Annotated in this window: 8 protein-coding genes, 1 rRNA gene and 1 pseudogene; 1 reads left to right on the forward strand and 9 read right to left on the reverse strand. The window is 44.7% G+C overall.

Annotation, left to right across the window (positions count from 1 at the left end):
- The 3 genes and pseudogenes from M3221_RS14160 to M3221_RS14170 all read right to left on the reverse strand — a co-directional run.
- A 16S ribosomal RNA gene (locus M3221_RS14160) occupies positions 1–127 on the reverse strand; the annotation flags it as partial.
- A 494-nt stretch (positions 128–621) separates the two neighbouring features.
- A pseudogene (locus tag M3221_RS14165) lies at positions 622–3,259 on the reverse strand (cation-translocating P-type ATPase).
- A gap of 61 nt (positions 3,260–3,320) precedes the next feature.
- Positions 3,321–4,190, reverse strand: coding sequence for a LysR family transcriptional regulator (locus M3221_RS14170; RefSeq protein ID WP_251272404.1), 870 nt, complete (start codon positions 4,188–4,190; stop codon positions 3,321–3,323).
- Between the two features lie 101 nt (positions 4,191–4,291).
- Here M3221_RS14170 and M3221_RS14175 point away from each other — a divergent pair, with 101 nt between their 5' ends.
- Positions 4,292–5,032 carry a class I SAM-dependent methyltransferase gene (locus M3221_RS14175; protein ID WP_251272405.1) on the forward strand — a complete coding sequence of 247 codons (741 nt, stop codon included), beginning with the start codon at positions 4,292–4,294 and terminating at the stop codon, positions 5,030–5,032.
- A 55-nt stretch (positions 5,033–5,087) separates the two neighbouring features.
- Here M3221_RS14175 and mmsB read toward each other — a convergent pair whose 3' ends face one another.
- The 6 genes from mmsB to M3221_RS14205 all read right to left on the reverse strand — a co-directional run bounded on the left by mmsB (position 5,088) and on the right by M3221_RS14205 (position 13,461).
- The gene (mmsB, locus tag M3221_RS14180) at positions 5,088–6,233 is read right to left on the reverse strand and encodes a multiple monosaccharide ABC transporter permease (protein ID WP_251272518.1); all 1,146 of its coding nucleotides are present in this window, start codon (positions 6,231–6,233) and stop codon (positions 5,088–5,090) included.
- A gap of 60 nt (positions 6,234–6,293) precedes the next feature.
- Entirely contained in the window at positions 6,294–7,829 is a 1,536-nt protein-coding gene (mmsA, locus tag M3221_RS14185; RefSeq protein ID WP_251272406.1) for a multiple monosaccharide ABC transporter ATP-binding protein, read from the reverse strand.
- The gene (gene chvE / locus M3221_RS14190; RefSeq protein ID WP_251272519.1) at positions 7,826–8,893 is read right to left on the reverse strand and encodes a multiple monosaccharide ABC transporter substrate-binding protein; all 1,068 of its coding nucleotides are present in this window, start codon (positions 8,891–8,893) and stop codon (positions 7,826–7,828) included. Before chvE ends, mmsA begins: the two co-directional genes overlap by 4 nt.
- A gap of 606 nt (positions 8,894–9,499) precedes the next feature.
- Positions 9,500–10,687 (reverse strand): response regulator, encoded by a 1,188-nt coding sequence (locus tag M3221_RS14195; RefSeq protein ID WP_251272407.1) that lies wholly within the window; start codon positions 10,685–10,687, stop codon positions 9,500–9,502.
- Between the two features lie 11 nt (positions 10,688–10,698).
- On the reverse strand, positions 10,699–12,483 hold the full coding sequence (locus M3221_RS14200; RefSeq protein WP_251272408.1) for a sensor histidine kinase: 1,785 nt from the start codon (positions 12,481–12,483) through the stop codon (positions 10,699–10,701).
- An 18-nt stretch (positions 12,484–12,501) separates the two neighbouring features.
- Positions 12,502–13,461, reverse strand: coding sequence for a substrate-binding domain-containing protein (locus M3221_RS14205; RefSeq protein WP_251272409.1), 960 nt, complete (start codon positions 13,459–13,461; stop codon positions 12,502–12,504).
- Between the last annotated feature and the right edge of the window lie 126 nt (positions 13,462–13,587).

Here is a 13,587-nt window from a genome sequence, read left to right on the forward strand (position 1 = left end):
TTGCCCACGTGTTACTCACCCGTCCGCCGCTGACTTCCGGGAGCAAGCTCCCTTCTGTCCGCTCGACTTGCATGTATTAGGCACGCCGCCAGCGTTCGTCCTGAGCCAGGATCAAACTCTCCAAAAAGTGTTTGACTTGCTCATTTGTTTCCACTAAAACACGGGGTGTTTTTAATGGAAGATAAAAATTAAAACGTTGACGTTTTTATTGATTTTGTTCAGTTTTCAATGTTCAATTTGCTCACACTGTCTTTGCGACAGCTATAACATCATATCATTAAGCTCTTTTGTTTGTCAACAACTTTTTTCAAAAAGTTTATTAACCTTTTTTACGTTCCTCTCGCTTTAACTAGAAGAACTCCTCAATGACAGGCTTTATTCTATCGCATTTCTCAAAAGCAAGTCAACTTCTTTTTAAAGTAAAAATGATTGGTAATCTTCACTTTAATTCAGTTGTGTTTTCACTTGATGTCTTAGCGACGTTTAATAATATAGCATCTATCAATCTATATGGTCAATACATTTTTCGAAAAAAATATAAAAAATTCTTTTCACCTTTCCTCACATCTCTACCCCGCTTATACAGAAAGCCCCGGTCGTGTGTTTAACCGAGGCTTCCCTTTAGGATTTTTTATTTTGGATAAGCTTGATTACTTCCATAAGCACAACCGCTGCTAAGGCAAGTCCTGCAGCAACGAGCCACTCATCCCAGCCAAACGAAGGCGGAATCGAAAAAATGTTTCGTATGCCTGGCAGCACCGTTAATCCATACAGTAAAAAACAAACACTTACGGCACCAAGAACATATCTATTACTGAAAAATCCTATTCCAAATACTGTTTGTGTATTGGAACGGGCTGCAAAAGTTTGAAGCGTCCGAGCCAAGATCAGTGTAGTGAAGGCCATGGCGATACCCATTTCTGCCGACGTCTGCACCCCCATGTAATGAGAGACAATAACCGCGATTCCAATCAGCAGCCCCCGGGTAACCACCGCTCTTAGCGTTCCTCCAGAAAAGATACCTTCGTTTATATCGCGCGGCTTTCGTTTCATAACCCCCGGTTCTTCCTTTTCCATCCCAAGCGCCAATGCCGGAAGCGAGTCATTAATCAAGTTGATAAATAAGAGCTGCAGCGCTGTAAATGGATTCGGAAGATTAAAAAATACTGCGAATAAAATAGCGATGATTGCGCCGAGGTTTCCAGCAAACAAATAACTAATCGCTTTTTTAATATTGTCAAACACCGTACGTCCAACACCGACGGCATTCACAATCGAAACAAAGTTATCATCTGCGAGCACCATGGCGGCTGAATCCTTTGCTACATCCGTCCCGCTTCCCATCGCAATGCCGATATCCGCTTGTTTTAAAGCAGGTGCGTCATTGACGCCATCCCCCGTCATCGCTGTAATGGCGCCTTTTCGCTGCCACGCGCGGACAATACGGATTTTATTTTCGGGTGAAACACGTGCATAAACTGAGATATTCTCCAGCTTCTCATCCAGTTCTTCGTCTGAAAGCCGATCCAGTTCCTGGCCGGTTAAAGCAATATCATTTTCATCCATTAAACCGATATCCCGCCCGATTGCCTTCGCGGTCGTTTTATGATCACCTGTAATCATAATCGTTCGGATGCCGGCACTTTTCGCTTCTTCAATAGCTCCGTATACGGCTTCACGCGGCGGATCGATCATGGCCGTCAAACCGACCAGCACCAAATCATTTTCATCCTCTGCCGCAATAGAAGCTTTTTCAGCAGAAAGCTTTTTATAGCCATATGCCAAAACACGAAGCGCATCATTTGAAAAAGCTTCATTTGCTTCTTTCACTTTGTTCAGCTTTTCTTCAGTGAGCGGCTCTTCTTTGCCGTTTGTTAAAATAAAGCGGCATCGCTTGAACATTACATCGGGGCCGCCTTTTGTAAGCATCAGCCGTTCCCCCTCAATCGTATAAACGGTTGACATAAGCTTACGTTCAGAGTCAAATGGCAGTTCCAGTTCACGCTGAAACTGATCCCGCAGCTGTTCAGGAGGTTCATTCATCTCTTTCCCGAAATGAAGCAGTGCCGTTTCAGTCGGGTCCCCAATTTCCTGACCTTCTTTATTTACGTATGAGTCATTACAAAGCAAGGCGATATAAAGAAGCATTTGCTCAGACTTGTTTCTTTCCTCACGCGCTTCAGTAAATGTCTGCCCTGCTCCCGGCAGAAAGGTGTTTGTAACGGTCATTTTATTTTGGGTGAGCGTGCCGGTTTTATCTGTACAAATCACACTCGTTGACCCGAGTGTTTCTACTGCTGGCAGCTTCCGGATAATCGCCTGCCGTTTCGCCATTTTCGTTGTTCCAACCGCCATGACGATGGTTACAATAGAAGAAAGAGCTTCTGGAATCGCAGCTACGGCAACAGCGACCGCGAACATAAACGCATTCAGCATTCCTTCTGTCGTATCTACCTGCTCATTGCCAAACCAAATGCGCAATGCCTGGGCCGCAAAAATCAAAATACATAAAACGAGAATACCGATTCCAAGCTTCTTGCTGAATTCGTCCAGCTTCCGCTGAAGCGGGGTTTGTTTAGACTCCGCAGTTGCGATCATATTAGCGATTTTTCCGATTTCTGTTTCATTGGCCGTTCCCGTTACTACAAAACGGCCGCGCCCATTTACGACTAAGGAGCCGCTATGTACCATACTTAAGCCGATCACCAACAGGTACTTGCTCTGTTAACGTATCCGTGCTTTTTTGGGCTGCTTCAGATTCTCCAGTCAGCATTCCTTCGTTTACCTTCAATGATTCACTGGCAATCAGCCGTCCATCTGCCGGTACATAATCACCTGCATCAAGCTGAACAACATCCCCTTTTGCCAGCTCTCTTGCGGGCACCGTTTGACTCACGCCATCACGCATTACTTTTGCGGACGGGGCGGACATTTCACGCAGTGCATCAAGGGAGCTTTCCGCTTTTCTTGTTTGAATGACGCTGATTACGCCGTTTAACAAAAGAACAAGAAAAATAATAACGGACTCTACCGCCTCGCCAAGCACAAGCTGGATGCCGGCTGCTACAAGCAGAACAATTACCATGGCATCTTTAAACGTGGCTAAAAAAAGCTTCCAAACAGGGTCCTTTTTCTTGCCCTTAATCTCATTATAGCCATGCTCTTCGAGTCGTTTGATCGCTTCCCCGGTTGTTAATCCCTGACTGGTTGTATTCCATTCTGCGATCACATCATCTGCACTTTTGCGATAGGTTTCCAATGAGTCAGCTCCTTTCTGTTATTTGGCTTTTGTTTTTTGCTTTCTTAAACATCCGTCCAGATCATCCGCTTTTTCCATCTTGTACTGACAAGAGAAACTGTTTAAACAAGTCCGCTTCCTCTGTTATCGTTTTTTCAATTAAATACGTATGGGATGCTTGTTTTTCTGCAGTTTCAGACGGATAGGTGCTTAGCCTGCCCGAAACAAGCTCTTCTTTTACCATTGATTTTGGTATGTATGACACCCCAAGACCCGCTTCAATAAATCGCTTTGTTACATCCATCTGGCTGACGGTCATGATTTTCAAGTGGGGATGTTTCTTTTTCAGTTCTTTTAAAAGCTCTTCCCAGTAACCCGGATGGTTATGCGCCAGAACCCGGTAATTTTTTAAGAGAAAAGCTTCATCGATCTTTTCAGCCGCCGGCCCGGCCAGTACAACCGCTTCACTATGAATGATACTGACAGATGTACCGGCAAAAGCGGAAGGCATTCGCGCAAGTCCAATGTCTGCCTCACCGCTCCCTACTTTTTCGCCGATTTCATAAGACTTATGAATGTCGATCTGTACATCAATCTCCGGAAAGCGGGCCATAAACTGCTGAAGGACCGGGGGCAGAAAGGACGAGGCAATCTGTGGTGCGCAGGCAATTGCCAGCTTTTTTGTATATCCCTGCTTCCAGGCGTCAAACTCACTTATATTCCGGTCAAATGAATCGGCGATTTCCTTTGCACGCGGGAGAAAAAACAAGCCGGCCGGTGTCAGCTTGACCGCTTTCCCATGCCGCTCAAACAAAGAGATATCCAACCGGTCCTCCAGCCGTTGAATATGCTTTGTGACGGCCGGCTGGGAAATAAACAATTCTTCTGAAGCCTGCCGGAAATTTTCTGTTTCCGCTGCTTTTAAAAATGTTTTAATCCAATAAATATTCATACGTTCCTCCTTATTCCACTTCGTTATCAAATTTCTCATTTTTAACTAATTTTCATTATATAGGAAAAACCCTATACTAAATGAAAAGGAGTGAAGTGAATATGATCTGGAATGCACAGTTATATGATGGAAAACACCAATTTGTCTCAAAATTTGGCGAGGATGTTGTAGACCTGCTTGCACCAAAAGCCGGCGAAGCGATTTTAGATGTTGGATGCGGCACAGGTGATCTGGCTTTTTCATTGTGCAACAAAGGAATTCATGTGGCTGGCATTGACCAGTCTGCCTCCATGATCGAAGAAGCAAAACAAAAATACCCTCATATCCCATTTTTTGTAGAAGACGCGCACAACCTCCCGTTTGAGAAAAAATTCGATGCGGTATTTTCAAACGCCGCTCTTCATTGGATGAAAAAGCCCGAACAAGTGCTGGGCGGTATATTTAAGAGTTTAAAGCCGGGCGGCCGGTTTGTGGCAGAGTTTGGTGCCAAAGGAAACGTCGCTTCTATTTCCCGGGCTATTATCGGGCAAATTGATCATTACGACCATAACCAATATCCATGGTTTTTCCCTTCGATTGGAGAATACACTTCTTTAATGGAACAAGCCGGCTTTCATGTCACGTTTGCCGAGCACTTTGAACGGCCGACCCGTCTTGAAGGTGTAGACGGGATGCGGAATTGGATTCATATGTTTGGTGATGTGGTCATGGGCGCACAGATACCGGAAGAAAAAGAGCGGATCATATCCGGGGCTGTAGCCACATTGATGGAAGAACGGTTTTATGAAGATCATTGGATCGCGGATTACTGGCGGATTCGTGTAGTGGGAACAAAAAAATAACCGAGAAGCCCTCTTTGGGCTTCCCGGTTATTTTTTATTTTGCCGTTCCTTTTTTTTACGCTGCTTTATTTTTATTGTAAATATCAAATGCAACTGCTGCAAGAAGCACAAGCCCTTTGATACCCTGCTGCCAGTCGATGCCGAGGCCAAGGAGGGACATCCCGTTATTCATGATTCCCATCACGAGGCCGCCGATGATCGCACCCGGGACAGTTCCAATACCGCCGTACGCAGAGGCACCTCCGATAAAGCAGGCCGCAATGGCATCAAGCTCAAATAAGTTTCCAGATTTTGGAGTGGCAGCATTTAAGCGGGCCGCAAAAATCAAGCCGGACAGCGCAGAAAGAACGCCCATGTTGACGAATACCCAAAATGTCATTTGTTTTGTTTTAATCCCCGACAGCTGTGCCGCTTTTTCATTTCCGCCAATTGCATAAATATGGCGTCCAGCTTTTGTTTTTTTCATGACATATGTGTAAACGACAATTAAAATGCCAAGCAGGATTAACACATTCGGAATGCCTTCGTAGGAAGCCAGTACGTAGGTAAACACATTCAGCAGTACAATCATGCTGACAAGCTTTAAGATAAACATTCCTTTCGGCTGTACATCAAAACGAAACTTTATTTGTGTGCGGCGTGTTCTCAGCTGACTGATCACAAGCACGACAGACAACACAGCACCAATGGAAAGAGTTACTACGTTTGCGGCGCTTCCATCCGGAATAAAGCCGGAGCTTATTTTTTGGAACGCCTCCGGGAATGGAGCGATTGACTTCCCTTCTAATACAATCATCGTCAAACCGCGGAACAAAAGCATGCCGGCAAGCGTCACGATAAAAGCCGGAATTTTCACATAAGCGACCCAGAAGCCCTGCCAGGCGCCAATCAAAGCACCGATCAAAAGAGAAATCACGACAGCGCCAAATGTGGACATTTCGTAATTGACCATTAAAATAGCTGAAATTGCGCCGACGAACGCAGCGATCGAACCGACAGACAAATCAATATGGCCGGTAATAATGACAAGCATCATGCCAATCGCCAGAATTAAAATGTAACTGTTTTGCAGGATTAAATTGGTGATATTCAGCGGCTGAAGAAGCAAGCCGCTTGTCAGCACCTGAAACAGCATCATGATGACGATCAATGCAAAAATCATGCTGTATTGGCGCATATTATTTTTTAAAAGCTCTTTCATTGGTGACTCTGGCTGAAGCGACGAGTAATTTCTTTGTTTTTGAGCGTGTGACTGCATCGATTATCCCCTCACCTTTCTTTTGGTCATATACATCATCAATGTTTCCTGGCTGGCCTCTTCTCTTGCGACTTCACCTGTAATCGATCCTTCATTCATAACATACACGCGATCACACATACCAAGAAGCTCCGGCAGCTCAGAGGAGATCAGCAAAATGCCTTTTCCTTCTGCGGCCAATTCATTGATAATCGAGTAAATTTCGTACTTTGCACCAACATCGATGCCACGTGTCGGCTCATCCAGAATTAAAATATCCGGCTCTGAAAAAATCCATTTGCTCAGTACAATTTTCTGCTGGTTCCCGCCGCTTAAGTTGCCGGCTTTCTGCAAAACAGACGGGGTTTTGATCCGGAGTTTTTTACGGTAATGCTCCGCTTCGATCTTTTCTTTGTTTTCATCAATGATGCTTCGCTTGGAAATTTTATCGAGGCTTGCAAGCGTAATATTTTGCTTAATGTCATCCATTAAGATAAGACCGTTGCCTTTCCGATCCTCCGATACGTACGCCATCCCCTGCTTAATCGCACTTGTTACATTGGGAAACTGAACTTCCCGGCCGTTTTTCACAAGATGGCCGCTGATTTTTTTTCCGTATGATTTGCCGAAAATACTCATCGCTAGTTCTGTGCGCCCTGCGCCCATTAATCCGGCAACACCGACAATCTCCCCGCGCCGGATATGGAAGCTGACATTGTCAATCATTTTCCGGTCGGCGTGCGCCGGATGATACACCGTCCAGTTTTTCACTTCAAAAACCGTTTCACCAATGTTTGGTGTGCGCTCTGGATACCGGTTTGTCAGGTCACGGCCGACCATTCCTTTAATGATTCGATCCTGGTTAACGTTATCCCGTTTCATATCGAGCGTTTCAATAGACTGCCCATCCCGAATAATCGTCATGGAGTCCGCCACCCGCTCAATTTCATTTAACTTGTGAGAAATCATAATGGCTGACATGCCGTGGCTCTTAAATTCAAGCAGTAAATTCAATAGGTTCTCACTGTCATTTTCATTTAAAGAAGCAGTCGGCTCATCTAAAATCAAAAGTTTTACATCCTTTGCGAGCGCTTTAGCAATTTCTACAAGCTGCTGCTTGCCGACACCAATATCTTCTACTTTTGTCTGCGGCGACTCTTTTAATCCGACTTTTTGCAAAAGCTCTTTTGTTCTCATCATCGTTTCATTCCAGTCAATCACGCCATTGCGGCTCAGCTCATTACCGAGGAAAATGTTTTCGGCTATCGACAAATATGGAATAAGGGCAAGCTCCTGATGAATAATGACGATGCCCCGCTCTTCACTTTGACGGATGTTTTTAAATTCACATACCTCTCCGTCCAGCAAAATGTTACCTGTGTAAGAACCATGCGCATAAACACCGCTGAGTACTTTCATGAGCGTAGATTTTCCTGCGCCGTTCTCTCCGCACAACGCATGAATTTCACCTCTTTTAACTTGAAGGTTTACATTGGAAAGTGCTTTAACTCCGGGAAATTCTTTTGTAATACCGCGCATTTCGAGAATGATGTCTGTCATTGTACCACCTCTTCTTTCTGGCCAAGCTGCTCAGCCGTATAATAACCGCTGCCTACCAGCACGGAATCATAATTGGTTCGGTCCACTGAGACAGGATTTAATAAAAACGAAGGAACGATCTTTGCACCGTTGTCATATGTTTTTGTATCATTTACGTCCGCTTTCTCACCATTAAGCACCGCTGTCGCCATATTCACCGCTTTTTCCGCTAATTGGCGTGTGTCTTTAAAAATGGTCTGGGTCTGCTGTCCATGAATGATCGATTTTATCGAAGCAAGCTCAGCGTCCTGGCCAGTAATAACCGGCATTGGCTTTCCGGCTGAACCATACCCGATTCCTTTCAAGGAAGAAATCACACCGATGCTGATTCCGTCATACGGGGACAGCACCGCATCGAGCCGGTCTTTCGTATAGTAAGCGCTTAACAAATTATCCATCCTTGCTTGCGCCACCGCTCCGTCCCAGCGAAGAGTCGCACCTTGATTAAATTTTGTTTGTCCACTTTTCACCACCAGCTTGCCGCTGTCGATATACGGCTGAAGAATGGACATAGCCCCGTCAAAAAAGAAATACGCGTTATTGTCATCTGGCGAGCCGGCAAAAATTTCAATATTAAATGGACCTTTTCCATCTTTCAGCCCAAGTTTTTGTTCAATATACTGGCCTTGCAGGACACCAACCTGAAAGTTATCAAATGTCGCATAATAATCAATGTAGTCACTGTATTGAATCAAACGGTCATAAGCTATAATTTTAATGCCTTGCTTGTGCGCCCGCTCAAGTACCGTCGTTAATGCTGCCTGCCCATCAATGGGCGCGACCACCAGAACATCCACACCTTTTGTGATCATATTTTCAATTTGAGCTGTTTGGTTTTCCACAACATCTTCTGCATATTGAAGATCCGTTTTATAGCCAAGCTTTTCAAATTGCTTTTTCATATTTTCTCCATCGTTCACCCAGCGCTCTGATGATTTAGTCGGCATGGAAATACCGATATACCCTTTTTCGCTTTCGCTTGTATCAATGACACCGCATGCGGATAAAAACAACATCAGCAGCATAAGGATTGGAACCGAAAGCCACTTTCTCATTTGATGCTCCCCCTTTTGTTCCTTGTTTTCTTACCTTGACTATAGCACCGCACCTGATATGCGTCTTTTCAATAAATTACCTTCTTTTATAAAAATTCAACTTTTATAAAAACGCTTTCATAAACATATAAAAAAACTGCCTTTTTCTTTAAAAGGCAGTCAGTGTGTAGACAAAGTCTTTCGCTTTTAAAAAAGAGCCGATCAGTGAAGCCTGCCTGCCTTCGCGCCCCTTAGGGCAGTGCGGGAGTCTTCGGCCGGCAGGCTTCACTAAGTGGTGTTGAAAATCCATAAACAAAGAACGAATAGACATTTTCTCTTTTTTTAAACAAAAAGATACAACCTTATTCGCTCTATCCAATCTTGTCGCAAGCCACTTGGCGGCGGGAGGGCAGCGCAGACTCCTATGGGACTAGCCGGCAGATGAGACCGGTGGAGCCGCCAGGCGAAGTCGGGCTCAGCGCCTGCCCCATGGAAAGCGGAGCTGCCTGGAAGCCGCCGACCCATCCCATTCATGTGCACGGTCATCCATATCATTTGTCTACAGTCTGACGGCCTTTTTCCTCAAAAGGCAGCTTGTTATCCGCTATTTTTGCGGTACTGATTCGGTGACATACCCACAGCTTTTTTAAAAGCAGTGCTAAAATAATGCTGGGATTCATAGCCGACGGCTTCCGCAATATGCAAAATCGGCAGATCCGTTGTTTGAAGCAGATGAACAGCTTTATTCATTCTTTTCCCTGTTACAAGCTGGACAAAAGAAATGCCAAGCTCCTGCTTTATAATCCTGCTTAAATAAACCGGTGAGACTTGCAGGGCTTCTGCAGTAGATTCAAGTGAAAGCTCCGGATTTTCAAAATGCTCATGAATATATTCTTTTGCCCGGCGGACTATAGGGGACGCCAAGGCATCCTGGTTTGCCCGCTGCAGGCATTTTTGATAAGCAAGTACTACATGTTCCTTGATGTTCTCCCGGTAAAACTGGCTATGTATGTTCATATATTGCTTCAACGCTTCCTCTATCTCCCAAACAAGCTTTTCTGAAAGGGAAACCCATGTAATTAACACAACATGTTCTTCGTTTGAAAATAATAAATGCTCCGTTTCCTTCAGCCAGTCTTCTGCAATGTTTTTTATAGCAAACAGCATCATTCGGCGGTCGTTATCCGTTAAAATCGGCTTGCCAGAACGGTATGCCTGACTTCTAATAATGCCAATTTCCCCCGGCATTTCAGCAGGAAGCCCAAAAAACTCCAGCTGCGCCCTGACTTCTTCCTCTTTTAACTTCTGCTCAATCCATTCCCTTCCGAATGCTTCCTTTAGTGTTAGTTTATTTTTGGTAAGCTGCGCACTCATTCTTTCTACACGGGTGGATTCTCGTTCATTTTGCTGAAGCTGGTCACGCACACGGGTAACAACTTCAAGCAGCTGCTCCGGTTTTACCGGCTTTAAAATATAGTCTGTTACATTTAAGCGAAGCGCTTCCTGCGCATACGTAAACTCGTCATGCCCGGTAATAATAATGACCTGGCAGTCTGGCTTTTGTTTTTTCAAGGCGCGTATCATTTCGATTCCATTCATAATAGGCATGTTTAAATCGGCGAGTACGATATGAACATCGTGCTCAAGGGCGAGTTCCAGTGCTTCTTCTCCGTCTTCCGCCAATGCTGTTACTTCCATTCCGAGTTCTGTCCAGTTAATGGACTCCTGCAGCCCTTCCCGAATCATTGGTTCATCGTCTGCAATAAGCACCTTCCAATTTTTCATAGTCCTCCCCCTTATTCTCCTGTTAAACGATGATTCAGCGGCAGCACAACCACCACTTTTGTGCCAGCACCCCGCAGGCTTTTTATTTGGATGCCGTATTGGGAGCCGAATACGAGCTGAATTCTTGCCTGTACGTTCATCATGCCGTAGCCAAAATCCGTTTTCTGCATCGTTTTTTCAGTCTGGACGGATGCCAGCTTGGCGCGGATTTGTTCCAGCCTTTCTTCTGTCATGCCGGCTCCGTCATCTTCTACCGTTAACAAAAGCCGTTCGTTTTCTTCACAAGCGGAAATGCGGACATGTCCCGGGCCCCGCCTTTCTTTTATTCCGTGGTAAATCGCATTTTCCACTATCGGCTGAAGAACGAGTTTAAGCACGGACGCGTTTTCTACTTCAGGTGCCATATGGATCGTGTAATGGAGTTTATCCTTATATCGGGCTTTTTGAATGCTCAAGTAGCTTTTAATATGTGTGATTTCATCCTGCAGAGAAATAATATCGTGCCCCTTACTCAAGCCAATCCGAAACAATGTAGACAGTGATTCCACAACCTCTGCCACATCGTATGCTTTTTGCTTTCTGGCCATCCAATTAATAGTGTCGAGCGTGTTATATAAAAAATGAGGCTTAATATGTGCCTGCAGACTGCGCAGCTCCGCTTCCCTCTTTTGCTGCTCCTGCACTTTGTTCATCATCATCAGTTTTTCGATGCGCATTAACATTCGGTTTAAGCTTCTGCCCAGCATGCCAATTTCATCTCTCCGACTATCCCTGTAGCGAACCGCCAGATCACCTGCATCTACCTTTTGGATAAATGAAATAATTCGCTCAATCGGTCTTACCATTGAGTTTGATAAGATATAAGCAGCCGTAATAGCAATGAAAAAAATAAGAAAAATAAAGCAAACAACGAAAAAGTTAATGGTCCGCACTTCTCGAACAGATTCTTGTGTTGAAAAAACGCCGACGGTGGTCCAGTTGGTAAAGGGCTGGTTTTGATAAATAAACTGTCTTTTTTCTCCATTTATGATAGACGAAAAAGAACCGGCTTTCTTCGCCTTGAATCGCTCAACAGGAACGCCTTTAAGCAGCGAGGGCTCAGGCGAATAAATCGGCCGGCCGGCTTCATCAAGCACCATTAAGTAACCCGCTTTTCCTGTATTAATATTTCGAGCCGCTTCTGCTATCACCCGGATTTTTAAATCAATTAAAATCACACCTTTTACTTTCTTTGTGTCCGGGTCTACAATAGCCCGCACAACCGATACCACTTCCTCTTCACTGTAATGGACATGGCTCGTAATGGAGCGGTTTTTCGGCCGGCCGATCATTTTAAAAATCCCGGCTCCTTCGACCGCCTGCTTGTACCAGTCTTCTTTCGCAAGATCCCAATCAGGCTGAGCATATAATTCATTGCTGACGGCTTCTCCCTTGCTGTTTACGGCTAAAATACCGGCTACTTCAGGATAAAGCGTTGTAAGCCTTTGCATAAATTGCCGAATTGAATACTCTCCTTCTTCCGTTCGTTTCCCATCTAAAAACGCCTCTACTTCAGGATCAAATGAAAGCAGGTAACTGACATTCTGCATATTTCCTGCATAGTACTCGATTGATTTATTGACCTGCCCAATGAGCTGAAGCGTATTTTCGGTTACTTGATCTTCAATCACACGTTCAACCGTCACGGCAATAAGCAGGCTGAGGACAATGGCAGGAATGATCGTAATAAAGAGCAGCAGCGCGACCAGCTTATGCTTAATCGGAATGTTATTCAATTTCCATTTAGTTATTTTCATATTTATCTCTTCTTTCCTTTACCATGCATAATAGGAGGCGGCATTCTCTTTTGTAACGACCGTTACCCCTGTATTGACACGGGCGGGAATAGACGAATCCGAATCTTGATGGAGCTGAACCAAAAAGTGCAGAGACTGGTAGCCCATCTCCCATGTTCCCTGAGCAATGGCTGCATCGATTTCTCCCGACTGAATCAAATCGAGCGTCGTTTTGTATGTATCAAACCCGATGATTTTCACATCCCGGCCGGCTGCCCTGGCTGCCTGTGCAATACCTGCTCCTGCATTTGCCTCTGTTGAAAAAAAGCCGCCAATATCCGGATGCTTCTTAAACAAATTTAGAACTGCCTGTCTGGCTGTTTTTTCATCCCGTCTTCCGTTTTCAACAGCAACTACCTGCATATTCGGGTAATGCTGCTTCATGGCTTCGGTAAAACCCTTTGTGCGTTCCTGCAAATTCAACTGGCCGGGTGCGGTAATGACCGCTGTTTTTCCTTTTTCGTTCATAAGAGACGCAAGCTTATGAGCCGCTTCCGCTCCTGCTTCTTTGTTATCCGTGCCTAAAAAAGAAGCTGCACCACTTTGCGGCGCATCTGCATCAAACAATACAACTGAAATACCGGCTTCAACAGCCTGTTTGATCGTTGGATTTAGCTTTTCTGCATCTACTGCTGATATGGCGATGCCGGCAGGCTTACGGGCAATGACCTGCTCAAGGACTGTAATTTGTTCATAAGCGTCAACTTGTGGCGCTCCTCTATATTCAATCGAAACACCCAATTCCTCTGCTGCGTCTTCAAATCCTTTGATTGCCGGCTTCCAATAATCAATACCGGCTTGAAACGTCACCATTACATATTTCTCATCAAGCGATTCCGGTGATGAATGCTGAAGTGCTCTTTCGCTCGTTTGATAAAAATAAAAATAAAGACCGAATGCGATGATTAATACTACATAAATAGCAAGCAGCTTTTTCATTGAGCAAGCCCCTTTCAAAGGAAGCATTAACTTGTACGTATAACGTAATTCCAAGATAGCATTTTTATGCTTTTTCTACAATGAGTGCCTGCATAAAAAAATGTGCGCCTTTAAAGGCGCACATTT

This window comes from Domibacillus indicus (assembly GCF_023715895.1).
Taxonomy (GTDB): domain Bacteria; phylum Bacillota; class Bacilli; order Bacillales; family Domibacillaceae; genus Domibacillus; species Domibacillus indicus_A.